Annotated in this window: 24 protein-coding genes, 1 other RNA gene and 1 pseudogene; 18 read left to right on the top strand and 8 right to left on the bottom strand. The window is 36.8% G+C overall.

The window, feature by feature from the left end:
* Window positions 1-1,008: 1,008 nt before the first annotated feature.
* The 3 genes from NFR46_RS06260 to NFR46_RS06250 all read left to right on the top strand — a co-directional run bounded on the left by NFR46_RS06260 (window position 1,009) and on the right by NFR46_RS06250 (window position 4,455).
* A complete protein-coding gene (locus tag NFR46_RS06260) occupies window positions 1,009-3,000 on the top strand; it encodes an HsdM family class I SAM-dependent methyltransferase (protein WP_251575667.1) in 1,992 nt (663 codons plus the stop codon).
* Window positions 2,990-3,988 (top strand): restriction endonuclease subunit S, encoded by a 999-nt coding sequence (locus NFR46_RS06255; RefSeq protein ID WP_251575665.1) that lies wholly within the window; start codon window positions 2,990-2,992, stop codon window positions 3,986-3,988. The genes NFR46_RS06260 and NFR46_RS06255 overlap by 11 nt, the downstream gene beginning before the upstream one ends.
* Window positions 3,989-4,062: 74 nt before the next feature.
* Window positions 4,063-4,455, top strand: a complete 393-nt coding sequence (locus tag NFR46_RS06250; protein WP_251575663.1) for a hypothetical protein — start codon at window positions 4,063-4,065, stop codon at window positions 4,453-4,455.
* A gap of 329 nt (window positions 4,456-4,784) precedes the next feature.
* Here the strand turns inward: NFR46_RS06250 and NFR46_RS06245 are convergent, their stop codons facing one another.
* Window positions 4,785-5,003: a hypothetical protein gene (locus tag NFR46_RS06245; protein WP_251575661.1), complete on the bottom strand. Its 219-nt coding sequence runs from the start codon at window positions 5,001-5,003 to the stop codon at window positions 4,785-4,787.
* 308 nt (window positions 5,004-5,311) lie between these two features.
* On the bottom strand, window positions 5,312-5,461 hold the full coding sequence (locus NFR46_RS06240; RefSeq protein ID WP_251575659.1) for a hypothetical protein: 150 nt from the start codon (window positions 5,459-5,461) through the stop codon (window positions 5,312-5,314).
* Between the two features lie 359 nt (window positions 5,462-5,820).
* Here NFR46_RS06240 and NFR46_RS09455 point away from each other — a divergent pair, with 359 nt between their 5' ends.
* Complete coding sequence (locus NFR46_RS09455) at window positions 5,821-6,270, top strand: Abi family protein (RefSeq protein ID WP_420908590.1); 450 nt, start codon at window positions 5,821-5,823, stop codon at window positions 6,268-6,270.
* Here NFR46_RS09455 and NFR46_RS06230 read toward each other — a convergent pair.
* Window positions 6,206-6,871: a hypothetical protein gene (locus NFR46_RS06230; protein ID WP_251575655.1), complete on the bottom strand. Its 666-nt coding sequence runs from the start codon at window positions 6,869-6,871 to the stop codon at window positions 6,206-6,208. The genes NFR46_RS09455 and NFR46_RS06230 overlap by 65 nt on opposite strands.
* 211 nt (window positions 6,872-7,082) lie before the next feature.
* Between NFR46_RS06230 and NFR46_RS06225 the strand changes: the two genes are divergently transcribed.
* The 3 genes from NFR46_RS06225 (at window position 7,083) to NFR46_RS06215 (ending at window position 9,696) form a co-directional block, all read left to right on the top strand.
* Window positions 7,083-8,174: an NAD(P)-dependent alcohol dehydrogenase gene (locus NFR46_RS06225; RefSeq protein WP_251575653.1), complete on the top strand. Its 1,092-nt coding sequence runs from the start codon at window positions 7,083-7,085 to the stop codon at window positions 8,172-8,174.
* A gap of 12 nt (window positions 8,175-8,186) precedes the next feature.
* Entirely contained in the window at window positions 8,187-8,498 is a 312-nt protein-coding gene (locus tag NFR46_RS06220) for an SDR family oxidoreductase (RefSeq protein ID WP_251575651.1), read from the top strand.
* Window positions 8,499-8,682: 184 nt separating this feature from the next.
* Window positions 8,683-9,696 carry an Abi family protein gene (locus NFR46_RS06215; protein ID WP_251575648.1) on the top strand — a complete coding sequence of 338 codons (1,014 nt, stop codon included), beginning with the start codon at window positions 8,683-8,685 and terminating at the stop codon, window positions 9,694-9,696.
* Window positions 9,697-9,861: 165 nt separating this feature from the next.
* Here NFR46_RS06215 and NFR46_RS06210 read toward each other — a convergent pair whose 3' ends face one another.
* Complete coding sequence (locus tag NFR46_RS06210) at window positions 9,862-10,875, bottom strand: lipoate--protein ligase (RefSeq protein ID WP_251575647.1); 1,014 nt, start codon at window positions 10,873-10,875, stop codon at window positions 9,862-9,864.
* Between the two features lie 3 nt (window positions 10,876-10,878).
* Window positions 10,879-11,316 (bottom strand): OsmC family protein, encoded by a 438-nt coding sequence (locus NFR46_RS06205; RefSeq protein ID WP_251575646.1) that lies wholly within the window; start codon window positions 11,314-11,316, stop codon window positions 10,879-10,881.
* 419 nt (window positions 11,317-11,735) lie between these two features.
* On the opposite strand from NFR46_RS06205, the gene NFR46_RS06200 reads away from it, so the two are divergent.
* From NFR46_RS06200 to NFR46_RS06190, 3 genes and pseudogenes are all read left to right on the top strand, one after another.
* The gene (locus NFR46_RS06200; RefSeq protein WP_251575645.1) at window positions 11,736-12,122 is read left to right on the top strand and encodes a type II toxin-antitoxin system HicB family antitoxin; all 387 of its coding nucleotides are present in this window, start codon (window positions 11,736-11,738) and stop codon (window positions 12,120-12,122) included.
* Window positions 12,123-12,203: 81 nt separating this feature from the next.
* Window positions 12,204-13,052 carry a dTDP-4-dehydrorhamnose reductase gene (gene rfbD / locus NFR46_RS06195; RefSeq protein WP_251575643.1) on the top strand — a complete coding sequence of 283 codons (849 nt, stop codon included), beginning with the start codon at window positions 12,204-12,206 and terminating at the stop codon, window positions 13,050-13,052.
* Window positions 13,025-13,249: pseudogene (locus NFR46_RS06190) on the top strand (amidase); the annotation flags it as partial. The gene rfbD and the pseudogene NFR46_RS06190, both read left to right, overlap by 28 nt.
* A gap of 66 nt (window positions 13,250-13,315) precedes the next feature.
* On the opposite strand, the gene NFR46_RS06185 reads toward NFR46_RS06190, so the two are convergent.
* Window positions 13,316-14,092, bottom strand: a complete 777-nt coding sequence (locus NFR46_RS06185) for an N-acetylmuramoyl-L-alanine amidase (RefSeq protein ID WP_251575641.1) — start codon at window positions 14,090-14,092, stop codon at window positions 13,316-13,318.
* Window positions 14,093-14,307: 215 nt separating this feature from the next.
* Here NFR46_RS06185 and NFR46_RS06180 point away from each other — a divergent pair, with 215 nt between their 5' ends.
* A complete protein-coding gene (locus NFR46_RS06180; protein WP_098045271.1) occupies window positions 14,308-15,051 on the top strand; it encodes an SDR family NAD(P)-dependent oxidoreductase in 744 nt (247 codons plus the stop codon).
* An 85-nt stretch (window positions 15,052-15,136) separates the two neighbouring features.
* Here the strand turns inward: NFR46_RS06180 and NFR46_RS06175 are convergent, their stop codons facing one another.
* Window positions 15,137-17,392: a PBP1A family penicillin-binding protein gene (locus NFR46_RS06175; protein ID WP_251575639.1), complete on the bottom strand. Its 2,256-nt coding sequence runs from the start codon at window positions 17,390-17,392 to the stop codon at window positions 15,137-15,139.
* 12 nt (window positions 17,393-17,404) lie between these two features.
* Window positions 17,405-18,019 carry a Holliday junction resolvase RecU gene (recU, locus tag NFR46_RS06170; RefSeq protein WP_102169274.1) on the bottom strand — a complete coding sequence of 205 codons (615 nt, stop codon included), beginning with the start codon at window positions 18,017-18,019 and terminating at the stop codon, window positions 17,405-17,407.
* Window positions 18,020-18,335: 316 nt separating this feature from the next.
* On the opposite strand from recU, the gene NFR46_RS06165 reads away from it, so the two are divergent.
* From NFR46_RS06165 to asp1, 7 genes are all read left to right on the top strand, one after another.
* Window positions 18,336-18,917 (top strand): SLOG family protein, encoded by a 582-nt coding sequence (locus tag NFR46_RS06165; protein ID WP_251575637.1) that lies wholly within the window; start codon window positions 18,336-18,338, stop codon window positions 18,915-18,917.
* A 97-nt stretch (window positions 18,918-19,014) separates the two neighbouring features.
* On the top strand, window positions 19,015-19,377 hold the full coding sequence (gene gpsB / locus NFR46_RS06160; protein WP_191336754.1) for a cell division regulator GpsB: 363 nt from the start codon (window positions 19,015-19,017) through the stop codon (window positions 19,375-19,377).
* Window positions 19,378-19,391: 14 nt separating this feature from the next.
* An RNA gene (gene rnpB, locus NFR46_RS06155) (RNase P RNA component class B) lies at window positions 19,392-19,766 on the top strand.
* A gap of 148 nt (window positions 19,767-19,914) precedes the next feature.
* Complete coding sequence (locus tag NFR46_RS06150) at window positions 19,915-20,733, top strand: aldo/keto reductase (protein WP_251575635.1); 819 nt, start codon at window positions 19,915-19,917, stop codon at window positions 20,731-20,733.
* 355 nt (window positions 20,734-21,088) lie between these two features.
* A complete protein-coding gene (locus tag NFR46_RS06145; protein ID WP_251575633.1) occupies window positions 21,089-23,062 on the top strand; it encodes a KxYKxGKxW signal peptide domain-containing protein in 1,974 nt (657 codons plus the stop codon).
* A 163-nt stretch (window positions 23,063-23,225) separates the two neighbouring features.
* On the top strand, window positions 23,226-24,770 hold the full coding sequence (locus tag NFR46_RS06140) for a glycosyltransferase (RefSeq protein ID WP_251575631.1): 1,545 nt from the start codon (window positions 23,226-23,228) through the stop codon (window positions 24,768-24,770).
* Window positions 24,770-26,287: an accessory Sec system glycosyltransferase Asp1 gene (asp1, locus tag NFR46_RS06135; RefSeq protein ID WP_251575629.1), complete on the top strand. Its 1,518-nt coding sequence runs from the start codon at window positions 24,770-24,772 to the stop codon at window positions 26,285-26,287. The genes NFR46_RS06140 and asp1 overlap by 1 nt, the downstream gene beginning before the upstream one ends.
* The last annotated feature ends 132 nt before the right edge of the window (window positions 26,288-26,419 follow it).

The raw sequence follows: 26,419 nt of genomic DNA, 5'->3' as shown, positions 1-26,419 counted from the left end.
ATCAGTAAGGAGATTTTCTTTTATGGACGAAAAGCATAAAATTATTATGGTTATTGTACCAAACACTAATTTATTGGAGATATGTGTTTTAGGAAAATATTAAAATTGCTTGGAGTTAGATCTGTCGTTCTGTAATAGTGTAGTAACTACCTTTTACGACAGATCTAGTTTTTGTTATAATAATAGCAAATGACTGGGTTATTGTTGTTATTTTCTTAGGTAATTGTCTGAATTGTTGTTATTCGACAGTTTTGATAATTAAACACCTGAAATATCAGTATTTAATCAGTACACGGTATTTATCTAACAGAAGTGGAATGTAAATCTAATCTTTATTCAACCGGACAAAATTACCATAAGGGATTAGTACGCAAAGCATTGCTAGGAAGGCAAACAAGTTCGTTACTGAGTTATTGATGTTTATGATGTTAATAATGAAGTTGTCTTAGTTATTCCTAAGAATGTTACTAGCTTTTTTGATATAGCATTATTAATGCCATACAACCTCACTTTGCTTTTAAGAAAGAGGAGCGTGAATCTCTCAAGAAGGCGATCAGTGAAAACATTGAAGTTGATAAGTGTCTAAGCCGGATGATAAATACCATTTGAGTGTCTTTGACGATGATACAATTAATTATGTGGAAAGTATTGCGAATAACGATTCAGGACTCTCATTCAAATATGATAGACAGACTGTCTTTACAGAAAGAGAACTAGACGAATTAAAACGCTCTTACCCATACTTTTCCAATATTATTGATAAAATGAAAGTAAGCATAGATTGAGTATTAATCACGAGACTTCTTTATAGAAGCTTTTTTATTTTGGATTAAGCATGTTAGAATTTCAGATAATTTAACATTTATGAGGTGTATTAAAATGAACCATAAAATTGCATTTACGAAAAATCTGATGGGGGGGGTAAAATCCCGCTTCTAATTACTAATAAGCCTTTACCTCTCCTAATTCATAGTAAAACCATCGCTAACCGAAAGGCGGTGGCATAGAGTGGCTAATGAGGATATTATTAAGCAGTGGGTTATTAGTGAGTTAGAAAAAATCGGCTTTTCATTAACTAAAAATAACTTGGCAAAGGAATCTGTAGAAAATACATTTCCCTCTTTGTATGATGCTATGAAACATGCGTCAAAGAAACAAAATGATAATCGAGGAGTAGCTGATTTCTCGTTTATAACTCAAGGCGTATCGAGCAGTAATAAATATTTAGTATTAATCGAGACTAAAGACGATATATCTAACACTATTAATCTGAATAATCAGATATTAATTCTTGATGAGAAATCAACGGAGAATTATGCGGTAAATGGTGCTGTATGGTATGCAAAACAGATCCAAAAGGAATCTAAGCTATTTCCTCATATTTTTGCAATAGGAATTGGTGGAAATATGAATCGCCAATCGATAATTCCTTATTATATAAATGAAACAGGCGGTTTTATCCCTTTACCTAAGACTAATGGGTTATCGGAATTTTCTCCTGAAAATATTGATGAGTATTATCGAGTTAATGTTAAGCATCAGACTCCACAGAGTGAAATAAAATCAGAAGAACTCGCCAAAATAGCAAGTAAATTACACAATGACATTAGAACTTATACCAGTCTAAAGAACTCTTTGAAAGCACCTTTAGTGGCAGCTATTCTGTTGGGAATTCATTCCAAAGAATTAAGTTTAAGTGATTTGAAAAGTTCTGACACAATGAATAATAATGATGGAGTTGTTATTTACAGAGCAGTGCAGTCTTATTTGGAACAACGGCAAAGAGAAGAACCAGATTTTGATGATAGTAAAGTGCAACCTATCCTTTCTGAATTTAGTTTTCTTAAGATTAATAAGGCACTTTATATGCCAAATAAAAATTTAGCGGATCATTCACCACTATATGAGTTCACATCAGTATTATTTGATGTATATAATAAGGTGAAAATAGGTGAGGATGCTGATATCCTTGGTGATTTTTATTCAGAATTTGTAAAGTATAATGACTCAGATGGGAATGTCTTGGGAATTGTTCTAACGCCTAAACATATAACATCTTTAATGGCTGATCTTATTGAGATTACTGCTAAGGATTATTTGCTAGATCCCACAACTGGTTCTGGTTCTTTTTTAGTTGCTGGAATGAACAGAATGATAAAGTCAATTCCACGTGATCAGAAGTATCAAGATCATTTTGATGAAGTCGTTAGTAATCACCTATATGGCGTTGAAAATGAGCCATCTATATATTCCGTTGCGGCTTCGAATATGATTCTTCGAGGTGATGGTAAGTCAAACATGACCTATGGTGACTTCTTTAAATATGTGAGAAATAGTGAAGAGAAAGAAAATAGTGATTTTACTATATCCAAGGCACCACATATTACAAAAGTATTAATGAATCCACCCTATTCTCAGGGTAAAAAAGCACCTGAGTATAAATTCGTAAAACATGCGTTGAAGTTAATGGATGATGGTGGCAAATTAGCTGTAATAATGCCTATATCTGTGCTTGTTTCAGGAGGAAAAGGTGTAAGTTCATCAGAACTAAAAGATTTTAAGCAATGGTTACTCGATGATTATTATATTGACAGCATTATTACAATGAATCCTTTAACGTTCTACCCAACTGCAACTCAAACAGTAGTAGTGATAATTGAAAAAAGAGTAGGTATTGGTCAAGGAAAAAAGAAAACAAAATTAATTAACTTTACCGATGATGGCTATACTCTAATACCTAAAAAAGGCTTGGTACCCAATGGGACTAATAAGCAAAAGCGTGAAAAATTAATTGATGTTGTTGTTAATGATGGCGATGCTCCTGAGGACTTTTTGATTAAAACAGAATTGACTGTTGATAATGAATGGTTACACAATGCGCATTATACAAACCCGGATAAACCTACTGATGGTGATTTTATGCAAACAATTCAGGATTACGTAGCATTTAAGCAAAATATGATACTTCATGGAAGAGGTGACTTATTTGGTGAAAATTAGGGTTGGTGACTTCTTTAAAGTAAAAAGAGGTAATGTGAAGAATTTGACTGGAAGACAAAATATTGGAAAAACTGGTGTTAGATTAATTAGTGCCACAGGATTCAATAACGGTGGAGAAATAAGTGTCAAACCTAAACCAGGAGAAACTATTTATGAAAATAAATTAGCAATAGGAAATAATGGTAGTGTTGGCTTGGGAAAAGCTTTTTTTCATCCTTATAAATTTATAGCCACTTCCGATGTAACTATTATTTATCCAAAAGATAAACATAATATTAATCTGGAGGAGGGACTATACTTGGCTACTTCTTTAGAACAACAAAGATCAAAATTTGCATATGGTTTTAAATTAAGTAATGAAAGATTAAAGAACTTGATTATCAACCTTCCTCTAGATGATAATGGGAAACTAGATTGGAAAAAGATGGCTCAAAAAGTGAAGAGTGTTAGGTCTGGAATCCAGCAATTTCCTATAACTAAAAATAAGATGAGGGATTCAATTTCACTGAATGAAAAAAAGTGGAAACAGTTTACTATAAAGAATATATTTGGTTCGCCTAAATCTGGGAAAGATTATCCTCAGTATTTAAGAATAGAAGGCTCAACTCCGTTCATAGGTTCTTCCTCTCAAAATAATGGGATAACAGGATTCATTAATCTAGCAGATAATAGTCCAAAGAGTTTTGAAAAAAACGTAATTAGTGTAAACCGTAATGGTAGTGTTGGGTATTCTTTTTATCATCCATATCTTGCATACTTTTCGGGCGATACAAGGTATTTTAAGTTACCAATTCAGAATAAATATATTGCACTTTTTTTGACAACAATTATAATGCAACAGAAGAAGCAATTTGGATATGGATTTAAACTTGGGACTAATCGTATTAAAGAATTACGCATAAATTTACCTGTTAATGAAATAGGTGAACCAGATTGGAAATTTATTAAGAATTATATGAAATCTTTACCTAATGCTGATCTAATTTAATAAATAGTTTCTAAATTTGGTGGAAATTATTTTGTTTTCATGTGCTTATAATAATCATAGGAGCTTTTTAAAAAATGAAACTTGAAGATAGAGATACCCGAATGCTTGAAGAGGTGCTTAATGGCAATCCGCCATTAAGTGAATATGCAATTGATATTTCAATTAGACACGCTACAAATAATGCAACTTACTATTTTAATAGCAAGTTAGTTTCAAAGCAACTTGGGGAAAAATATCATTTAGAAAAATATGGTTATGAATTAATTGACTTATTGAGAGTTAAGATTAATCATCAGTTAATTCTGAGTGATATTGAACTTGAAAAAGTTAGACATATATCTGATAAGTTAAGATATATTGAAAACGAAGTCTTATCAACTGTTAAACCGTATGAATTTACAAGAAGAAAAGCTATTAGATTAGTATTTATTAAATTAACTCTTCTGACGAAAATATTAAGTTCGTAATTTTTATCTCTTAGTCCTAATAAAAAATGCTTTACGTAGAGGTTGATCACTTCATATGCCTCCAGAAGCAAAGAAAAACTTAAGAAATATTATCTAATTAAGAGACTGTGACATAAGTTTCTAATAATAAGCGGAGTTAAATGAAATTGAAGTGCAAGGCAAAAGTTAACAAAATTGAAATATTGAGCTACTAAGGTATGATTCCGGTACTCAACCGGAGCCATACCTTTTGTTCTTAAGTTCGTTTTGACATTGTTAAAGTGCTGAACTACCAAATTCAACTTCGCTAGGCCATTTTCCCATTGGTAAGTTATCTAGACTTACTTTATTTATGAGCGTGTTACAATCTTCGTTAATTCCTTTATGATCACTACCAAATAAATAATCATGTATACGTTTGTCTTCGCGATTTGTGGCATAAACATTAAGTCATCAGCATAGAAACTATCTAGTAAAATAGGTTGATGACGATAGTTCCAGTCTCCAGGAAACGTATCAAGCCTAGCTTCTTGTTCTTTTGAAAGACCTAAATCTCTACTTATTCGCATATCAAGCTGCAAAAGTTTTTGAAAAATATTTTCGCTATCAATTTTAGAAAGCACATTTTCACAAATTTCATTTATTCTTTTGGAAAAATTATTGTATCCTTTGTCGCTATGAATAACAGAAGCTTTTCTCTTTCTTAAACCGAATAATAAATATGTAGTATAAGGAATTTGAATGTGATCGAACTTTAAATTTTTATCTAAGTAAATTGCTAGGCTATAACCTTTTTGACTAGAGTCATTATATTCACTTTTTGCATGAAAAAGAACTTCTCCAATTTGACGCTGTAGTTTTGTTTTATTATAAAGGCCTAAAAATGCAACAGATCCTTTGCCACCTGGTTTAGGTGGTTCGTCTTTAGTGCGCCATTTATTTTTCCTAGTGACGGTAGGCTGCCACTATTAAAACGCTTTGCCCACCACGCAGAAATAATTGATTTTGATTCTGCAAGTGTACTCATCTATATCTCCTTAAGTTATATAATATTCCACCTAATCATACCATTTTTTCAAAATTAAGGGTGAGCGGTACTATATATTTCCTTTATTCATAATTGATAGGGGATGAATGACTTGAAATAATATATTTACAGATCAAGTTCGAAAGGCCCTCGGAGTAGGTGTCGAACTACCATTACCTCAGTTCTGTTTAAGTCAGTTCTGGGGGTTTTAGGTGTGAAATAAGGTATGAGTATGATCCTTAAAAAAGAAGTTTAAAACTATTAATGAGCAATTAGATATTTTAGAAGAACGAGAATTACATATTAATGATATTAGTCAGGCTAAATTTCTTCTTAAATAACATGGATACTATTCATTAATTAATGGTTACAAGTTATTATTTCTAAGGAAGAATATTAATGGAAAAGTAATTCATCCTGAGAAATTCAAATATGGTAGCGTTCCATTGTGGGTATTAGTAAACTTCTTAACGTTCGGTGATTTGAACTATTTTTATACTAATTGCTTTTCAGAAATACAAAAAATAATTGCTAAAGATTTTCATGACCTTAAATCTTATACATATGGAAATAAACATCAAGCAGCGATAACTCCTTCAGCAATATGTCAAATAAATAAAATGGAAAGTAGCCCCTGCTCCAGCGTCATGTCTTTTAATAACTATCGAGAAAATATTGAGAAAAGTTATATACTATCAAAAAATGAAGCACCCACAACAGGATGCTTCATTTCTTTAAATAGATTCATTGATGAATTTCGTATTGATGCTTATGTTTTGTGGAATATTTCCAGCCAGTTGAATGCTTAGCAAAACAGTATTCATCGTCATCGAAAACCGGAAAGCGGAATTGATGGCGTCTATCTTTACGATTATGGTGAGTAATCGGATACTCATCGAGTTTAGTAATCAATTCTCGTTTCCAATGAGTATACCGCGCGTTTGCACTCATCGTATGACCAACTCGACCATTTTTCCAACGAATGGATGAGTGGGATGGATGGCGCATAGTGAGATTCTTTGACCGTGCGTGGTGACTTATGGTAGGTAAGAATGGAACAAAGACTGGATTACCAAGCAGGTTAGATTGGGCAAGGTAATTCATTTGGCCGTCCCAAGTTTCTTTAGCTTTGGCGTTTTGATACCAAGCATTAGAAGAATAAAGTAGCCGAGTTAACTCTTTATCATAAATAGTTCGATGAGAATCACAAACTATTTTGAAAAAGCCATCGGGTAACCGGCTGATTGATTTCACGTTTTGATATAGTACTAATGTATCAAAAAGAGTAATATCAAAATCAAATATATGCCGAATATTAGCATTGTTAAGTGCTTTAATCAGTTCGGAATACTTATAAGCAATTGGATAATGTCCATAAATTTTATCATCAATAACGTAATAATCTGTCATTTCGCATAAAGCCCTTTCAGGACCTAATTAACTTAGGCCACTTACGCGAAACCAGTTTGATGAAGAAATAACATTATTTTACCTCCGTATAAATTAGTAATTACATTATATCAGTAAAGATGGAGAAATATAGCAATGTCCTTTTATATGGATTATAATATTTTTAGCACATGTTTACTGTTGAGCAAAATGATTTAAGGAGATAGATACCATGAATATTAAATCGGTAGTTGTAGAGGAAAAAGGTGCGCCTATTAAAGTTAAAGACGTGGTACTTGACAATCCTAAAGCTAATGAAGTGTTAATAAAAACGGTTGCCACTGGTATTTGTCATACCGATATTGCTGGACGAGATATGGGGATGTCTCCTTATCCGGTTGCATTAGGTCACGAAGGCTCAGGAATAGTTGAGCAAGTTGGCGATAACGTTACAACGATTAAGCCAGGAGATCATGTAGTTGTTTCTTTTAGTTACTGCGGTCATTGTTCACACTGCTTAAGCGGTCATCCCGCACAATGTGAACATCTTAATGAACTATGTTTTGGTGGTAAAAACTATGATGGTACTCATCGTCTACACTTTAAAGACGGGAGCGACTTGAGTACTTTCTTCGGTCAATCTTCCTTATCTAATTATATTGTTGCTGATGAGCATAATGTTGTTAAGGTGGATCCAGATGTTGAACTTAAATATTTAGCGCCTCTTGGCTGTGGATTTTTAACTGGCTCCGGGACGGTAATTAATGGTGTAAAGCCAGAATTTGGCTCTTCAATTATTATTGCTGGCGCTGGTGGCGTTGGTCTTGCTGCTGTAATGGCTGCTAATCTTTATAATCCAGAGCACTTAATTGTACTTGATCGTAATGATTCTAAATTGAAGATGGCTAAAGAATTAGGTGCAACTGATGTTATCAATACTAATAATGCTGATGACATCGTTTCAGCAATTAGAGAAATAGTGCCTAAGGGTCCTGAATATGCAGTTGATACTACCGGGAACGCACCGTTAATCAAGGAACAATTAGCTTCTCTTACGACGGCTGGAAAGCTTTATATTATTGGTATTGCTGGTCCATTGAATCTATCCGGAATGGATATCATGGGAGATTCTAAACAAGTGATTGGGTTAATTGAGGGTGATGCAATTCCACAATTATTTATTAATAAATTGGTTAGTTACTATAAAAAAGGTAAGTTTCCGCTTGATAAGCTGATGAGTTTTTATCAATTCAGTGATGTTAAGCAAGCATTTGCTGATTTTGAATCTGGGAAAATTATTAAACCGGTTATTTTATTCAATTAAGGTATTGATGCAATGACGCGTCATGCTGCACAATGGTTTGCTCAGTATCATATTCGAGTTAACAATATTAATCCTGGACCAATCTTTACAGGGATGGTTAAAGAATCAGGTATTGAGTCGCAAGCTGCAATGGGAGAATTGCATAAAGGGAAAATTAACTTACCACCATACGTTGGGGAAGCCGATGATATCGGATATGCATTTGTTTACCTAGCATCCGACGAATCTAAATTTATGACCGGTGCGGATTTAATAATTGATGGTGGTTGGAGTACTAATTCCTTTATCCCGCAAAAGAATATTCATGATATTTTGCAGAAATGATTTTCAGTTATTTTAATGTACTTGTAATATAAGATATATTTTTTATCTAAGACTTAAAAATCCAGAATTACGGTCGATTGCCATAATTCTGGGCTTTCAAGTCTTAGATTTTAAACATATGTTCGCATAATTACTGCTAATAATGGTAAAATTAATGTAAGTAATTATTAGTGAGGAAAATATTATGGAAAAAAGAGGTAAATCATTTGATAGTTTAATGAGGCATATTCGGAATAGCCATAACATAGAGATAAGAGGCTCTGAAGACAAGAAAAAACTTGTAAATATTGGTTATTATCATGGATATAAAGGTTATAAATTTAATAAAGATGTTGCTCATCCGTTCATTGGAATTCATAATTTTGAACAGATCGTTGCTATCGCTAATTTTGATCAGCAAATGAAGACTATTTTTTATCCGATAACAATGAAATTTGAAACCATTATTAAGAATTTAATAGCGAATTATTCAGTATTAGGGATTGATCCATCTTTTGATAATGTATATAGGCAAAAATTAACTTTTTATCGTTCACAAAGAGGACGTAGAAGAACTAAGAGTATTAATAAAAGGCTAAGATTAAAGAAAGACTTTGATAGTGAGATAGCTTATGCTTATGCTTCTGATAATATTGTTATTAAGCATTACATAGAAGAAAATAAATCTGTTCCTCTTTGGGCTCTTTTTGAAGTAATTAGTCTTGGTAATGTTGGAAATTATGTTGCTTGCTTGAATAGAGAAGATAAGGAAAAAGTAGCGGATTTCTTAAATCTCTATAATTCACAGTATGATGAGAATGTAAAAATTTTAGAACAGTCAATTTTCTTGATTAAAGATCTCAGGAATGCCGTTGCACATAATCATATAATTTTTGATTGTCGATTTAGAAAAGCTCAAAATGTTGCACAAAATTTGAAAGCAACAGTGATGAATAAATTACACTTGGAAGCTGAAACGAATTTTGATATTTTGTTCGATTATTTAGCCCTTTTAATGATTTTTCTGAAAGAGAGCGGTAATAGTAGGAATGAGTTGAATTCTTATATTACCGATTTTGAAAATTCAGTAAACATCCTATATAAATCAACTGAAGAAATTGCTCATAATAGAGAGCCATTACCTTATTCTGTGTATAATCTAATTATTGGTGAGCGTTTCAAATTAAAGCTAAATAAATTAAAGAAATACATAAATTGACAAAAAAGCAGATATAATGTATATTCAAATGTGTATTAAGGTGTAGGGCTTTAATAGGTGCCTGCATCTGAAGCCCCGGATACGTCTGGGGTTTTGTTATTTGAAATTTCAAAATAAATTAAGCTCCGATACCATCCCATTAACAATCTGGTATCGGAGCTTAATTTATTCTTGTCTTAATAACAAGTCTAAAATGTCAGTTCCTGGAATTTTCCCAAAGTAATCACTTAATTCAATATTATCCAACACATTTTTGACAGCAGTCCGGTCATAACGAGTACCGATTAATTGCTTTTCAAATTCTTCAATTGGTTTCTGACCGAAAAAATCGCCATAGGTTGTTAACGCAGCTATTCGGCCATCCTTAATTGTTAGCCGGAAATCGACTGTTCCTTGGGGGAAGTGCTTCCGATGTTGGATGGCAGCCTTTGGCGATTGACCGTAAATCCAATCCCAATTACTGAAGACTGATTGATTAAGTTCTTCAACGTCGCGCTTCGTTTTTGTATCTAGCTCGTACTCCTTGGCATCGTTTAAATCATCAACACCCAGAATTGTTTTCGCCAAAGTATCACGGAATTCTTCAATTGTTAAATTCTGAAATTCAGGTTTAAAGAAGGGCTTTAAATTAGTTACGCGGCTATGAACTGACTTGATTCCCTTAGAAGCAATTTTATCTGCTGGAACATTCAGCGCTTTACCAATCACGCTAAGATCAACATCATACATCAGGGTACCGTGCGAGAACATTCGCCCCTTTTCGGTTTTCATCGCGTTTCCTGAAAACTTCTTGCCATTAATCTGCAAATCATTTCGCCCCGTCATCTTTGCTTCAGTTGCTCCTAGTTTATGGAGTGCGGTAATAACTGGATCGGTAAATTTTCTAAAGTTACCAATTGAATCGTCATCATCCTTAGTAATAAAACTAAAGCTAACATTACCAAGATCGTCATAAACAGCGCCACCGCCAGAAGTTCGCCGAGTCACGATAATGTTATGTTGATCAACATATTCTTGGTTAATTTCTTCGTAGGCATCCTGGTAACGACCAAGAATAATGCATGGCGAGTTGATGTAGAAGTAAAGGATTGGCTCATCTAGGTTGGCGTGCTCCATTAAATAAGTTTCGAGTGCTAGGTTATACCGAATATCACGGCTATCAGTTACAAGATATTTCATTTGTTAATCCTCTTTTTCGTTAAAATTGAAATTGTCAACCAGGTGAACAGAAACGTTGTCGTTATCCTGAAGAAGTTTAGCGACTGGACAACGAGTCTCTGCTTTCCTGAGGATTGCTACTGCTTCATCATGTTCAACTTGGGGAATTTTTACCTGTGCATCTAGCCAAAACTGAAAGCCAGGATTATCAAATCCCATCTTGACGCCAACCCGAACGACGCTTTGATGAGCTAATCCACGACGCTTTTCTTCAGCTTCGATTGTGGCATTAAGACAAGTTGCCAAAGCAAGTCCAATTAACTGTTCTGGATTAGTACCCGGATTATCGTGAACTGGGTTACTGGTTAAAACGTCTAAATCGCCGCCGTGGATTACCTTCGCGTGGCCGTTAATTCCAGCATCGTTTTCTACTACTGTTTGATACAGGATCTTTTCAGTCATTTAAACTGCCTCCTTTGAATCCGCTTACTTAATTATAGTCCGTATGAAAGTAGTTTAAAAGATACAAAAGTAATTAATTTGTATAGTAAAATTTAAATAGTAACATTTCTCTTTCTTTACGTTCTTTATTAATAGAGGTTCTCTAAATGTAGGAGTTAGCCTTCATACGTAGTAAATACGTATGATATAATAAAGAAAAGATGTGGAATGTTTGGTAAGACGACGAGATGTCGAAAAAAGGTTTAAGCTAAATGGCTGGTTCTTTGTTAGACATGGTGAAAATCATGATATTTGGTCAAATGGAAAAGTTAAGACTCAATTACCGAGACATCCAAAGATCAGTGATAGACTCTATAATTCTTTAATAAAAAAGTTTAATTTAAGGTAATTGAAAAAAATTCTTAGTAGGAGGAACAATCATGGATGAGATTAGAGTATTTCCAATTATAATTACTAAGGATAAGGGGAGTAACGAATATCCTTACTTTGTTGAAATTCCGGATATTGATGGTATGACTGAGGGGAAGTCTGTTGCGGATGCGATGGAAATGGCAAAGGATTATATTGGTACATTCTCGTTAGAAAATAAATTGCCTGAATCAAATGCTAAATTGCCTAAAGCGGGAGAAGGGGCAATTGTAACTTTGGTGACAGTGAACGTTTCTGAATACAAACGTAAGAATGATAATCGGGTAGTTAAGAAGACAATTTCGATTCCAAATTACTTAAATGAATTGGGAAAAGAAAATAAGATTAATTTTAGCGAAGTAATGACGGCAGCATTGAAGAAAAAGTTAAGTGTGTAAATACTAAATACTCTATAGTTAGTTAAGGTGGTTTATACACAGTTAGAAGATTAAAAGTTATTATTTAAGGGGAGTTATTAAATGTCGAAAATCTTAATTACTGGTGCTCACGGTCAACTAGGTACTGAATTATGTCACTTATTAGATGAAAAGGGAATTGCTTATGATGCCTTTGGCTCCAAAGGATTGAACATTACTAATCAAGAACAAGTTAACGCTAAGTTTGCCAAATTAAAACCAGCAGTTGTATTCCATTGTGCTGCCTATACCGCTGTGGACAAGGCAGAAGATGAGGATAAGGACCTGAATTGGCAAGTTAATGAAGATGGAACCAAAAATGTTGCTGAAGCTGCTCAAGCAATTGGTGCAACGCTGGTTTATATTAGTACTGACTATGTCTTTGATGGAACCAATGAGGACGAATATCAGGTCGATGCTTCTACTAACCCGAAGAATGAGTACGGTAAGGCTAAACTTGCTGGTGAAGAAGCAGTCAAATCGATCATGGATCAGTACTACATCATTCGGACTTCCTGGGTCTTTGGTAAATACGGGAAGAACTTTGTCTACACAATGCTTCGTTTAGCCAAGACTCACGACCATTTAACAGTGGTTGATGATCAAGTTGGCCGACCAACATGGACACGGACGTTAGCTGAATTTATGCTATATGCAATTGACCATCAGATCCCATACGGTACTTACCAACTATCAAACGATGATTCTTGTACTTGGTATGAATTTGCTCGAGAGATCTTAAAAAATGAAAATGTTGAAGTTAGTCCCGTTACTTCAGCAGAATATCCGCAAAAGGCTTACCGTCCGCGGCATTCAATCATGAGCTTGGATAAGGTCAAAGCAACCGGATTTGAAGTGCCAAGTTGGCAAAAGGTGTTGGAAAGATTTATGATCAATGGCTTCCGGCACTAACAATACGCCATTTACTGAACAGGCGAATATGACCGGTGAACCAGCGATTAGTTTGCCAACGCATGTCTGTGCTAACGGGACACCGCTAGGAATCCAGTTAAGCTCGTAAAGAAAATGAAGCCCTGTTATTACAAATGGCCAAGTTGTTTGAAGAGCATCATCAATTTAAAATGCTTCACCCAACTCTTTTTCAATAAAAAAGAAATACCTCATAGTCGCTAGAATGCTATCTAACGGCTATGAGATATTTTGTAATAATGATTTTATATCCCGTTCGCCAAGTCTGAGGCTAACTGCTTTTTACTAATGCCGTGTTCTTTTAAGTAGCCATAGGGATCCTGATGATCGCCCCAGAGATTTTGGGTCACCCAAAGATGACTTTTTAGGCCACGAGTATCAGCTTTACCGGCATCAAGGGTCAAGGGGATGCTATATTTTTCGGCTAGATCACGGGCTAGCAAAATATACGTTTTATAGTCTTGCTCAAAGCCACTTTGCGTTTGGCTGCGACCGAGTTCAATCTGGGCGGCAGAATTATTATTGGCTTCTGTCCCGGCACCCCAAGAAACGATACTGGGTCGTTTAATCTGGTAAACAATCCCATTATTGCCAACAATAAAGTTAGTGTAGACGCGGTTGGGAATGGCAGTTCGTTGCATATAGCTGGCTGCCTGAGTGCCGGTTGCCTCACTACCAACGTCGTGCAGGATAATGTACTTGTTGTTTGCTTGCAAGGTTGAACCCTGGTTAGCACTAAGCTCATACTGATGATTGACTCGGTAAGGCAAAATTTGAATCCCATTTTGATTGAAGTGATACTGCACGTTATTAATCGTTCGGTTTCTCGTTAGCTTATGACCATTACGAACATACGCCCAGTCATTGCCGTCGTAATACCAACCATTTTGGTAAAAATGATTTCCTTTTAGCGTGGCAGAGTTGACATAGTGGATCGCGTTAGAACCATGAAAGTGAAAGAAACCATAAGTCAGGCTAGTTATTCCTAAAAGTGCCAGTAAAAGATAAACTATTCGTTTCACTTTAGTTATTTCTTTTTTAAAGTAAGATAATTGATTAGATTTTAGATAATCGACTTAATGTTTGCAAGGGTGATCTTATTCAAAATTGGTTAAAATAGTTGCGAAGGTTATAAGGTGCATTTATTACGTAATGTTGATTGTTTGCTTAATGTAAGCGCAATCTTTATAATTGAAGTTATAGAGATGCTTAGTATCTCGGAATGGAGGAAATGAATATGGGTAAATTAGATGGTAAAGTAGCAATCATCACTGGTGCATCACAGGGAATGGGTGCAAGTCATGCCCGTCTCTTTGTCCAGGATGGTGCTAAGGTTGTCATTACTGATATTAATGCTGAAAAGGGTGAAGCTTTGGCAAAGGAACTTGACCCGACTGGTGAAAAGACGCTTTTTGTTAAACAAGATGTTTCCAGCGAACAGGATTGGCAAAAGGTCGTTAAGGAAACATTAGCTAAGTTTGGCAAGATTGATGTGTTAGTTAACAATGCGGGGATTAGTATCACTAAGTCAATCTTTGATTATAGCGTTGATGATTATTTGAAGATTGTTAAAATTAATCAACTTTCAACCTTTATTGGAATTAAGTACGTTGGTGAAGTAATGAAGAACCAGAAATCGGGAAGTATCGTTAACATTTCATCAATTGATGGCTTAGTTGGTGGTGCAATCGGTTATACTGACACTAAATTTGCTGTTCGGGGGATGACCAAAGCAGCCGCTCTTGAGCTAGCACCGTATAACATTCGTGTTAACTCGGTTCACCCCGGAGTTGTTGAAACACCAATGATTAAGCAAAATGATAATAGTGATGAAGTTAAGGCGTTCGCAAAGACAATTCCGTTGCAGCGAATCGCCAAACCAGAAGATGTTTCGCAAATGGTTGCCTTTCTCGCCTCAGATGAAGCTGATTATTCTACCGGCTCTGAGTTTATTGTTGATGGCGGGTTAACGGCAAAGTAAACAAGTTAAAATTTATCAGTTTAAAAGGAGTAGCTGACGTCTGAAATGCAAACGTTAGCTACTCCTTTAGCTTTTATGTTAATAATTATTGACCATTACCAGTGTTCGGAGCTGGTGGTGTTGGATTAGTAGATGAGGCAGAACTAGCACTGCTACTTTGCGTAGTTGAAGATGAATTACTTTCATTTCTTGAGCCACCATTTAAGATGCTTTCAATGGAGCGACTTTCAGAAATTGATTCACTCCGACTGCCTGAAGAAGAACTAGAACTTGAACTAGAGTCGGAACGGGATGATTCATTATCGTCATCCCCGCCATCCCAAGCGCCATACATTAATGCCCACTTGGAATCTTTAATAACGAGTTGACGCTTACCGTTTACCCGGACAGCCTCAACAGTATCTGGCATTTTCCAGTTTGAAGCGTGGTTTTGCTCATCAAGGTACTGCATGATGCTCTTGTAGAGGAGGACCGCAGTTCGTTCATATTGGGTGGAGATTGCGCCACCATTCATTGGGTGATCAAAACCAGTCCAGATTCCGATCGAGTAGTTCTTCGTGTAACCAGCCATCCAGGAATCCATTACTCCTGATTGGTTACGATTAGGGAAGTCGGTTGTCCCGGTCTTCCCGGCCTGGTGAACACCGCTTAAGTAAGCAGAGGTCCCAGTAGAAGCAGAATTAGTGAAGACTCCCTTTAACATATCAGTCATCATGTATGCGGTCGCCTTACTCATTGCTCGCTTACCATGAGGAGAGTAGGTCTTGGTTTTACCATCCATGGTAGTGATTGAACTAATGTAGTATGGCTTATAGTAAGTCCCACCGTTAGCAAAGGCTGCATAGGCGGCTGACATTTGAAGTGGGGAAATGTAGAGGGCAATCCCGTTTTGGAGGGTGTAAGGATCCTTTTGCGAAATTCCTAAGCCACCTAAGAAGGTTGTTGCCCGTTTAATCCCGACTTCCTGCAGTGTCCGAATAGCAGGAACGTTTCGTGATTCGACCAGTGCGGAACGCATTGTCATGTTCCCCTTGTACTTGTTATCAAAGTCGTGAAGAACTTTATTTGTTCCTGGCCAGTAGAACTTCGTATCAGAAACGGTCTTGAACGTTGGCCATTGAAGATACTCAATTGCCGGACCATAATCCATCAGTGGCTTAGCAGTAGAACCAGAACTCCGGTTTTCCTGAACAGCCCGGTTAAGACCATAAATCACATTAGAATGCCGACCACCAAGCATGGCAATCACTTGACCATTATGTGGATCGGTAACCGCTGCCCCAGCTTGCATTTGGTCGTTTTGGAAGGAAATTTCGCTATTTGCAGCGTTGTATAACTTCTTTTGAGCACCCAGATCCATGTTGGTGTGTACCAGCAAGCCGTCAGTGTTTGGATTGTATCCTTCTGCTTGTAATTGAGCGAGAACTTCCTTGACGTACGGATCAACGATCTTTTCCTTAACGTTAGTCTCACTTGATTCAACGTCACCATGATCTGGGTCGAGGCCATCAGTAACACTTTCACTGGCAGCATTTTGAGCAGCAGACTTAGTAATGTAGCCAGCCCGAACCATCGCGTTCAAAACTTCATTCCGCCGTGCAGTCGCGTACTTAGTATTCGAAGCAAGCGGATTGTAGTTAGTTGGTGATTGAGGCATTCCGGCAAGCAAAGCTAACTGTGAAAGATCCAAATCTTTCAATTCTTTACCATAATAATACTGGGCAGCAGTTCGCATTCCGTAGACCCCATTACCCATGTAAACCTTATTAATGTAGTACTTAAGAATTTGATCCTTACTGAAGTGTCGTTCAACATTTAAGGCCAACCAGGCTTCTTGGGCTTTCCGCTTGAAGGTCCGATCAGATTGAGCAGTTGAGAAGACCGATAATTTAACCAGTTGTTGAGTTAGGGTACTTCCACCCTGCATTCCGTCTGAACGACCAATCACGTTGTTGATCGCGGCACCGAAAATTCGCCGAACATCAACCCCATGATGCTTATAGAAACGTCGGTCTTCGATTGCGACTACCGCGTGTTTCAAAGTGTCAGGAATTTGCGAATCTTTAGCATAATCCCGTTTTTGAGCACCAAGCCGAGAAATTACCTTATTGTTGGCATCATAGATAATCGTTGTGTTCTGACTTGATAATTCCCGTTGACTGATCTTCGGGGCACTTGAAGCGTAGTAGAAAAATAGTGCACATCCAGCCACGAATAGGAGGACAATTGCCCCTGCTATCCAGAGGAGGATGCGCTTTAACAATGGCTTTTTTCCGCCATCATCGTAACTACCATCAGCGCGATACTGATCTTCGCGCCGTGGTTCATCGTTATTCGACATGATATTCTCCTTTTACTTTGTATTAGCAATAATTCGGTCGACTGCTTCCAAGTACGGAAGACGGGGATTAAGCCGGTAACCAATTTGATAGCCGCACTTCTCAATTGAAGCAAGCGGAATTGATTTTCGACCGCCGGATTCTTGCTGATCCCAGAATTCAAACAGGTTGGTAGCTGGTAGTAAATAAATAAGATCTAATTCGGTAAATTTAATAAATGCGAAACAGATCCCACCCTGTTTGATACATTCACGCATGTGGCGAATTTGGTGGGGATGAAAATTCTTTAACGGGAACGACCGCTTATTCCGCGTTTCCTTCGCGTCAAAGTCGATGTAGTAGCCCTTATAGACACCGTTATAATCAGTGGTTGATGGTCGACGGAAATATGCTTCTTTAATAACAGCAGCACTCCGCTTTGGATAATCAACCTTGACTAACTGGATTGGTGTTGGCTTCTTATGAATCACAGCAATGTGGTTTGCTAAATAATACTGGTTGCTATGATTAATTTCATCTTCCAGTGACATTCCCCGTTTTGCGTAAATCGATTGATGGGGGGTCGGCAAATCTCGTTGCGGGTTATACTCCCGCTTCGGTTGCTGACCATTGGGATAGTGAATATTCACCATTGATCACTCTCCTAACTAGAAGTATTATACCAGAGATACATCAAGATGATTGATACAGAATGTTTAAATTTAGAGTGTGAGCCCGTTAAAACCTTCCTCGAGCTAACGATTTCTCCGACGAGCGACGTCTTGTCGTCGGAGTCGGAGGTCGTTAGCTCGAGGAAGGTTAGGGCGAACACGTTTGGGCTATGTTGCAGTAGGAGGTTAGCTCTAGCAAGTTCTTGGCAAACAGTTCCTGAGCTTGTTGCAGTAAATAAACACTTCCTCTAAAAATAACTTTACCTATATAATAGTAGAAAAAGGTGGCGATTAAATGCGTCGATTATGGATCACGGGTTACCGGAGCTATGAATTAAATGTTTTCAAGGATGATGATCCAAAAGTTACTGTAATCAAAGATGTCCTTTCTCGTGAACTAAAAGCACGACTAGAAGAGAGTGATGAAGAATTTTGGTTGATTACTGGTCCTCAGTTAGGAACTGAGCAATGGGCAATTGAAATTGCGTTAGAATTGAAAGAAGATTATCCGCGATTGAAAGTTTCAATGATGCTGCCATTTACCGAGTTTGGTCAACAGTGGAATGAAAACAACCAGGCAAAACTAGCTAAACTACAATCAGCTGTTGATTTTAGTGCAAGCGTCAGCGAGCACCCATACCAATCACCTCAACAATTACGTGCTTTTCAGCGCTTTATGTTAACCCATACTGATGAAGCACTGTTGATTTATGATCCCGACCATGAGGGAAAGGAAAAGTACGATTACAAAGCAATTCAAAAGTTCCAAAAAGATAATGATTATTCCTACCGATTAATTGATTTTGATGAACTTCAAGAAACTGCAATTGAGTGGCAAGAACGTCAACGTGATGCGGAAAAACGAGATAAATTTTAGAATTTCTTGAATATCAAGGGAAAGTGCTTGAATTTAGGGAATGAGTTCGGTATCATAATTAATGTACTTTTGAAGTTTAGCAATTGAGGTGTACAAATTGGATAACATTAAATTTACTCCACAAGATATTTTGCATAAGCAATTCAAAGAACGGAACATCGGAAAGGGCTATGATGAAGCTGACGTTGATTCCTTCTTGGATGATGTTATCAAGGATTATGACACCTTTAACAAAGAAGTTGATCGCTTAAATAGTGAAAACGAACGACTTCGTGCTAAGGTTGATGAACTTAACCGCCAAGTTGAGGTTGGTTCATCAATGAACAATGGAGCTGCTTCTCAACCGGTTTCTAACGCTACTAACATGGATATCCTTAAGCGGTTATCTAATCTGGAACGCCGGGTCTTTGGTTCCCAAATGGGGGCTAATGGTCAAGAGAACGACTCACACTTACTTTAATAATTTAATATGCAAGTCTTGGGTAATTGAGCATAGCTTATGTTATGTTAGGAAGGTCCATGCTCGCACAGGCTGCGATGCCTGTAGTGTTTGTGCTCGCTGAAAAAATAAGGCGGGGTGCCGATTTATTCGGTAACGGCGGAAGAAACGACTACGGTTTTACTATGTCCGAGTATTCCTGAAAAGTGCCACAGTGACGATACGACAGGGGAAACCTTATCGGTGGAACGCGGTAAACCCCTCAAGCGGTAAACCCAAACTACGGTAGGGGAGCTTTGGATAGCAAATTGAAGCGATTCCAGGGGGGAGCATTTTGCTCTGAGATAGATGATTACCTCGGTATAGCTTTTACCTGATAGCTGTACTACGACAAAACATGGCCTACAGATTCTTGCATTCAGGTAGTCCGGGTTCGCCCGGGCTTTTTTATTTTAAAATTTTATTCATTCGACAATAAGCAGATATTTACTTTAACTAAAACTAAAAATAACAAACCACAAATAGAAAGAATATAATAGGGATAAGGAGATGAACCACATGAAAATTGTAAAACTAAATAATGGCATTGAAATGCCAATGCTTGGATTTGGGACATATCAAATTACACCAAACACTACTTTATTGAATGTTGCTAAAGCGCTTCGCCTAGGATACCGAATGATTGATACAGCACAATACTATGGTAATGAAGAGGGGGTTGGCGAAGCAATTAAGGAAAGCGGCCTTGATCGTGAGCAACTATTTGTAACGACTAAAGTACAAACGAGTGGTTATGAAGAGACTAAGAAAGGGCTAGATGGCTCACTGCTTGACTTCAATCAAGACTACTTTGATCTTGTACTAATCCATTGGCCAATGGGGAATGATCTAGAAACTTATCGAGCATTGGAAGATGCATATCAGGAAGGTAAGATCCGTGCAATTGGCTTAAGTAACTTTAATGAACCACAAGTTCAAGAGATTATGGATCATTCATCAATTAAACCGGTTATTGACCAAATTGAGACCCATATTCTTTGGCAGCAACAACGGATGCATGATTATTTGACAGCAAATAATATTGTTCATGAATCGTATGCCCCACTAGGAGAAGCTAATCCAGGCTTCTTAGACATTCCTGTTCTAAAAGAAATTGGCGATAAATATCAAAAGACACCAGCTCAGGTTACCTTACGCTACTTAAATCAATGTGGAATTGCTGTTATTCCTAAATCATTGAACACTAAACATATAGAAGAAAATATTGATATTTTTGACTTTGAACTTAATGGTGAGGAAATGGCAAAACTTCGTGATCTTGATGCTAAGAAGTCAATTGATGGTTGGCCAGCTGCAATGCAGGAAAATAACTACTAAAAAATATTTTAAAAAGTTTTTCGCTAATAAATAGATAAGTGAAATTGCACTTTTAAAGTGGGGAGGGGTAAGCGAGCTCTCCTAATGGATTGATTTAAGATTCTTTAATAACAATAATTGGCAAGTGAAATTCATTACTTTTAACTTATCACTACAAAAGTGGCTTTAACTTACTTAATTGACAACTTCTTATAAATCTGTGAATTGCTTTATCATTTTGTTACGAAAACGAGAATAATTTGTTAAAAATAGTTGAAATTTTATCACAAGTCTAATATAGTAATGATGATTCAAAGTAATTATTGGATCCAATTAGTACTTTTTATATGTTTATTCAAAGGCGAGGATTATTATTATGGAAAACCGTAATAATGCTTTACATTACAAGATGTACAAGTCTGGTAAGAGCATCGTTTATGCTGGACTTGCTACTACTGCAGCTGTTGCTGGTTTAGCATTGGCTAACGCTAACAACACTGCTTCTGCTGCTACTGCTAACGATCAACAAACTGTTGAAGTAGCTAACACTGCTACTGCACAAACTGGTAACAGCGATCAAATTCAATCAGCAACTGCTGCTGTTTCTGCTGCTAGTGACAATGTTGTTAAGGCACAACAAGCTGTTTCTGATGCGCAAGCTGCTGTTAACTCAGCTAACAACTTGAACTCAGACGTTGCTGCTGTTAACAAGGCACAAACTGCTTACAGTGATGCTCTTGCTAAGCGTGCTGCTGCTAATAAGAACTCTGTAGATGCACAAAGTGATTTTGATCAAGCTAGTGCTAATGCAGAAGGTGCTATTACTACCGCTGCTAATGCTCAAGGCTTTGCTGCTAATGATCAAAAGGCTGCCAACAAGGCTGTTGCATACTGGAACGCTATTTCAGCTGAAACTAGTTCAGCTCAAGCTTCTGTAGCTGCTGCTAAGCCACAATACGATCAAAAGGTTAGTGACGCTCAAGAAAACTACAACGTACAATCAGCTTACGTTGCCGACTTGGCTACTCAAACTAACAACTTGAAGTCTGCAGCTTCTACTGCAGCTGCTAACAATGCTTCTAATGCTGATCGGCTTGCAACTGCAGCTGTTAACATGGAAAAGAAGTACAACTCTGCAGCTTATGCATTGAACACTACTTATGCTTACCAATTAAACTCAGCAAAGGCTGATGTTCAATACTTCAACAACTTAGAAGAAAAGAACACTAACACTATGAACGCTGTTAAGGATGCTTTAACTAAGATTTCAGCATTCTTAACTGCTAAGGCTGCTAATGAAAATGCTTACCAAGCTTCTGTTGCTGCACAAGCTGCTGTTTCACAAACTGAAAAGGCATACCTTGCTGCTATGGATGCTCACAATCTTCCAAACGATCAACAACTTGAGAAGATTGAAACTCAAGCTGCTACTGATGCTAACTGGGCTAAGAGTTACCAACACCAACTTGATGCTACTGGTTACAGCGCAGCTTCAGATGCTGTAGTTAACGCTACTAGTGCACAAGCTGCATTGACTTCAGCTAATGCTGCTGTTTCTGATGCACAAGCTAATTACAACGCTAACAAGACTAGTGCTAATGGTGCTGCCTTGGCTTCAGCTCAAGCTGTTCAAGCCAGTGCAGAAGCTGATGCTCTTGTTTACGGTTCCGTTAAGGATGCCCAAGACAATCTTAAGAATGTCTTGAAGCAAACAGTATCTGTAAATGAAGGTACTCAAACTGTTCAAATGCCTGTATCTGACCTTGTTGAAATTGTTAACCAATGGAACGCTAAGGCTGCTGCTTCAACTAAGAAGTTAAATGATGTTAAGGCAAACTTGGCTGCCGTTAAGGATGTTCAAGCTGCTGTTGATGCTGCTAATGCTCAATTAACTACTGCTAATGCTAACTTAGCTTCTGCAAAGCAAGCATACCAAGATGCATTAGATGCTCTTAATGCTTTGAAGCCTGATTCTGATACTCCAAACTCTGGCTCAAACTCAAGTGCTTCATCTAATTCAAGTGCTACAAGTGGTAGCCAAGGTTCAAACGCTTCAAATAACAGCAATGCTTCAAGCGTAACTACTTCAAATGTAGCTAAGCCAGCAGGTTCAGCTGTAAATGGTGGTAGTCATGCCGCTGCTGCTACTACTGTTTCCGGTAACAAGGCTGCTGCTGTTGCATTTGCTGCAAACAGTAATGCTGCTGCATCTGCAAGTCGTGAAGCTTCACAAAACGATTCTAAGGCATTGCCACAAACTGGTAACGAAAACACTGCTGCTGTTGTAGCATTGGGTGCCGTTTCAGCTATGTTTGGTCTTGGTCTTGCTGCTAAGAAGCGTGAATTCTAATTACCTCCCGAGATAATTTAGACTTAATTTGTTCGTACTAATAAGAAAAAGCCTCAAGCATTTTGCTTGAGGCTTTTTTTGAAATTAATTAAACACTATTAAGTTTACTATATTTAAATATGTTAAAATTGGATCATGATTTATAAAGAAGGGAATTTATTGTATGCTTTTTTTCCTAAATGATGCAATCCTACCTAATAAGTCGGGAATTGAATTTGCACAAATCCAACGCCTTAATTTATTTAAAAAGAACAATCAGTCGGCAATGATTGTAACCAGAAGATATAATAATCTTTTACATCAGGTTATTGGTGATTCTGGTATTGATGATCAATATTTCGTTAATATGTTTGATTTCTTTCAAGATGCCCGTCTAGTCCCAACGAAAAAAATAACGATTAGTGATTTATCAATTAACCAATCGTGGAAGCGAAAGGCTAACGGTAACGATTATATATACGAGAATAATGGTCGACAGATTTTATATGTTCGTCGAAATAACGATAATGAAAAGACTATTATGAATGTTCAATACTTTGACCACTATGGTAAATTATTAAAGGTTCAGTGGTATGATAACCGAGGTTTTGTTTCAGTTGAGCATTTGTATGACTGGAAAGGCAGAATTTCAACCGAAAATTACTATACCCCGGATGGCAAATTAGTTATTCAACTATCACATTTGTTTAATCGTGGTTCTCAAATAATTGATAGTTACCATCTATTTAATTACAAAGGTCATAACTATCAATTTACTGGATTAGCTGAGCTCTTTAGTTTCTTTTTAGATCAACTTGTGACTGATCAATCGATTTGTGGTAATGAACCCGTTGGCTTGATTGTCGATCGGAACTATGAATTAGCAGAGTCAGTATTGAACATGAAAGAACGCGTTCCGAGATATATGCAATTACACAGTAACCATGTTAATAATCCTGCTGATGTGATGAATTCTTCCTACAATTACAATTATGCGTGGGGATTTGCTCATATTCGTGACTGGGACGGTATTATTGCGTTAACACTGCAACAGCAAGATGATGTAAAGCTGCGTCTTGGTAAGTATGGAGTGCCAATCTACAGAATCCCTAGCGCAATTGTTTCTGATAAGGTGCGTAATTCTCCTCACGTGCCATTTGAGCAACGTAAATTGCATAAGGTTGTCATAGTAGCTCGTTTATCTCCAGAGAAGCAACAAGAACATCTTATTAGCGCTTGGCCTAAAATTCTGGAACAAGTACCAGATGCCACTTTAGACCTTTGGGGATATGCAAACGAAGGCTATGATAAGCGATTAAAAGAATTAGTTAAATCTCTTGGGATTGCAGATAGTGTTAAATTTAAAGGATTTACTACCGAAGTTGGAAAAGTTGATGATCAAGCTCAGTTGATGGTATTACCTTCTAATGCTGAAGGGCTATCAATTGCATTAGTGGAAGCTGAATCTCATGGATTACCGATGGTTGCTAATGATATTAAATATGGCCCAGGAGACATTATTATTAATGGTCGCGACGGTGTGCTGACTCGTAATGGAGATATCAAAGGATTAGCTAAGACTGTTACTACGTTATTAACTGATCAGAAGAAGTTAGCCGAAATGAGTAAGAACGCTTATGAAGATAGTTATCGTTACTCCGAGCCAGCTGTAATGAATTTGTGGCAACAAATTATTAATGATGTGAATGAAAAGGGGGCTAATAAATAGTGTTTTACTTTGTTGATCAGTATTTACTAAGTAGCAATTCTAGTATTGAACATACTATAATTAAACGATTAAAACTGTTTAAAAGAAATAATGTTGATGCCAAAATGGTAACCTTAGATTTTGATCCAATTATCCATGCTACCCTTAAACGATTCGAACTAGATGATAGTCAATTAGTTAACCTATATGATTTCTTTGCGCAAACTACAGAGTATCAGGGGCATAAATTGTTTGATACTGACTTGAACTTTTCACCTGAATATCAGGTTGGTGCGGGAAATGATAGTCATGATGTAAAAAAAATGGATCGTCTAGTTGCTAGGACCTATTTTATTGGCGGTACCTTGGGTCAAGTTGATCACGTCGATTATTATGATCAAGCTGGCAATAGAACTTTAACTGAGCGTTATGATATTCGTGGATTTAAAGCTGTTGAACAATTTTATGGTCAGGGTGGGGAGATCCATAATGAACGTTATTATCGCCCTGACGGATCGGTTTACTTGGAAAAATTTTATGTTCAATCAGTTCAAAACACCCCAATTAACTCGTTAAATATCTTAAAAGATTATCATGGTCATGAATATTATTTTAACGATGCTAACGAGTTAGCAATCTTCTTTTTGGAAGAGTTAGATAAGAGTAATAATGAACAAAATACATTTATTGCTGAACGACCAGCTAGTGCAATACCAACTGTCGGTGCAATGCAAAGTTTGGATGCTAAAAAATACCTTAGTATTCCTTTTAACCATGTTTCACCTGGTGTTAATCCAGTTAAAGGCCCGTTAAATGTTCTCATTGGACCAGCATTGACTACCAGTGCTAATCAATGGAATGGAGTGATCGTTGATACCGAGCAACAGCGAGCCGATCTTCGTAAGATCGTTAATAATAAGTTACCAATATATGCGATTAATGCATCGCCTGTTTCACACGCATTGAATAAAATACCAATTAATGATCGTCGTAACAAACAAATTATTTACGTTGGACGATTAGGCGAAGATAAGGGTACCGGAGAACTATTATCAATTTTTGAAAGAGTTCATAAAAAGATTCCAGATGCTCAATTAGCGTTGTTTGGTTACGGCACACCTGAGGATACAAAACGATATAGAGAGCAAATTGAAAAAGCAGGGTTAAGTAACAATGTTATTTTCGCTGGATATCAATCACACCTTAATGAAGCTTATGACGGAGCTCAATTAATGGTCGATACTGGTATCACGGATGCTGAACCATTATCAATGGCTGAGGCATTAAGTCACGGAGTTCCGGTTGTTAGCTACGACTACCAATATGGTCCAAATGAATTAGTTGAGTCGAATGTTAATGGAGTATTAGTGTCATTGAATAATGCTAATAAGATGATAGAAGTTATTTCTGAGTTATTGAATAATCCTGAGAAATTACAAAAATTAAGTGATGGTGCCTATGATCAGATTAACAGTATTGATAATCAAGCTACTTGGAAGCAATGGCAATCACTGCTCAATCAAGCACCAAATAAATAGCTTTCAATTTTATAAAATTAGATAGTCTTAATACTAGAGTCGTGTTTTTTAGAGAGAAGTATGTCTAAAATTTGATTGTTAAATTTTAATCATACGCTACCGAAAAAACGCGACTCCTTTTTGCGTAAAATA

Origin of the sequence: Limosilactobacillus agrestimuris (genome assembly GCF_943193105.1) — a bacterium.
GTDB classification, from domain to species: domain Bacteria; phylum Bacillota; class Bacilli; order Lactobacillales; family Lactobacillaceae; genus Limosilactobacillus; species Limosilactobacillus agrestimuris.
The sequence above is the reverse complement of the archived record's forward strand: the minus strand, read 5'-3'. Positions and strand labels throughout refer to the sequence as shown.

What these genes read in the sequence shown, in the direction of transcription:
- NFR46_RS06200 (WP_251575645.1), top strand. Translation starts at nt 11,736, where the DNA reads ATGGATGAGATTAGAGTATTTCCAATTATAATTACTAAGGATAAGGGG.
- NFR46_RS06140 (WP_251575631.1), top strand. Translation starts at nt 23,226, where the DNA reads ATGCTTTTTTTCCTAAATGATGCAATCCTACCTAATAAGTCGGGAATT.
- NFR46_RS06180 (WP_098045271.1), top strand. Translation starts at nt 14,308, where the DNA reads ATGGGTAAATTAGATGGTAAAGTAGCAATCATCACTGGTGCATCACAG.
- NFR46_RS06175 (WP_251575639.1), bottom strand. Translation starts at nt 17,392, where the DNA reads ATGTCGAATAACGATGAACCACGGCGCGAAGATCAGTATCGCGCTGAT.
- NFR46_RS06150 (WP_251575635.1), top strand. Translation starts at nt 19,915, where the DNA reads ATGAAAATTGTAAAACTAAATAATGGCATTGAAATGCCAATGCTTGGA.
- NFR46_RS06250 (WP_251575663.1), top strand. Translation starts at nt 4,063, where the DNA reads ATGAAACTTGAAGATAGAGATACCCGAATGCTTGAAGAGGTGCTTAAT.
- NFR46_RS06245 (WP_251575661.1), bottom strand. Translation starts at nt 5,003, where the DNA reads ATGCGAATAAGTAGAGATTTAGGTCTTTCAAAAGAACAAGAAGCTAGG.
- NFR46_RS06145 (WP_251575633.1), top strand. Translation starts at nt 21,089, where the DNA reads ATGGAAAACCGTAATAATGCTTTACATTACAAGATGTACAAGTCTGGT.
- NFR46_RS06220 (WP_251575651.1), top strand. Translation starts at nt 8,187, where the DNA reads ATGACGCGTCATGCTGCACAATGGTTTGCTCAGTATCATATTCGAGTT.
- NFR46_RS06240 (WP_251575659.1), bottom strand. Translation starts at nt 5,461, where the DNA reads ATGAGTACACTTGCAGAATCAAAATCAATTATTTCTGCGTGGTGGGCA.
- NFR46_RS06230 (WP_251575655.1), bottom strand. Translation starts at nt 6,871, where the DNA reads ATGACAGATTATTACGTTATTGATGATAAAATTTATGGACATTATCCA.
- NFR46_RS06205 (WP_251575646.1), bottom strand. Translation starts at nt 11,316, where the DNA reads ATGACTGAAAAGATCCTGTATCAAACAGTAGTAGAAAACGATGCTGGA.
- rfbD (WP_251575643.1), top strand. Translation starts at nt 12,204, where the DNA reads ATGTCGAAAATCTTAATTACTGGTGCTCACGGTCAACTAGGTACTGAA.
- NFR46_RS06210 (WP_251575647.1), bottom strand. Translation starts at nt 10,875, where the DNA reads ATGAAATATCTTGTAACTGATAGCCGTGATATTCGGTATAACCTAGCA.
- NFR46_RS06165 (WP_251575637.1), top strand. Translation starts at nt 18,336, where the DNA reads ATGCGTCGATTATGGATCACGGGTTACCGGAGCTATGAATTAAATGTT.
- NFR46_RS06225 (WP_251575653.1), top strand. Translation starts at nt 7,083, where the DNA reads ATGAATATTAAATCGGTAGTTGTAGAGGAAAAAGGTGCGCCTATTAAA.
- NFR46_RS06215 (WP_251575648.1), top strand. Translation starts at nt 8,683, where the DNA reads ATGGAAAAAAGAGGTAAATCATTTGATAGTTTAATGAGGCATATTCGG.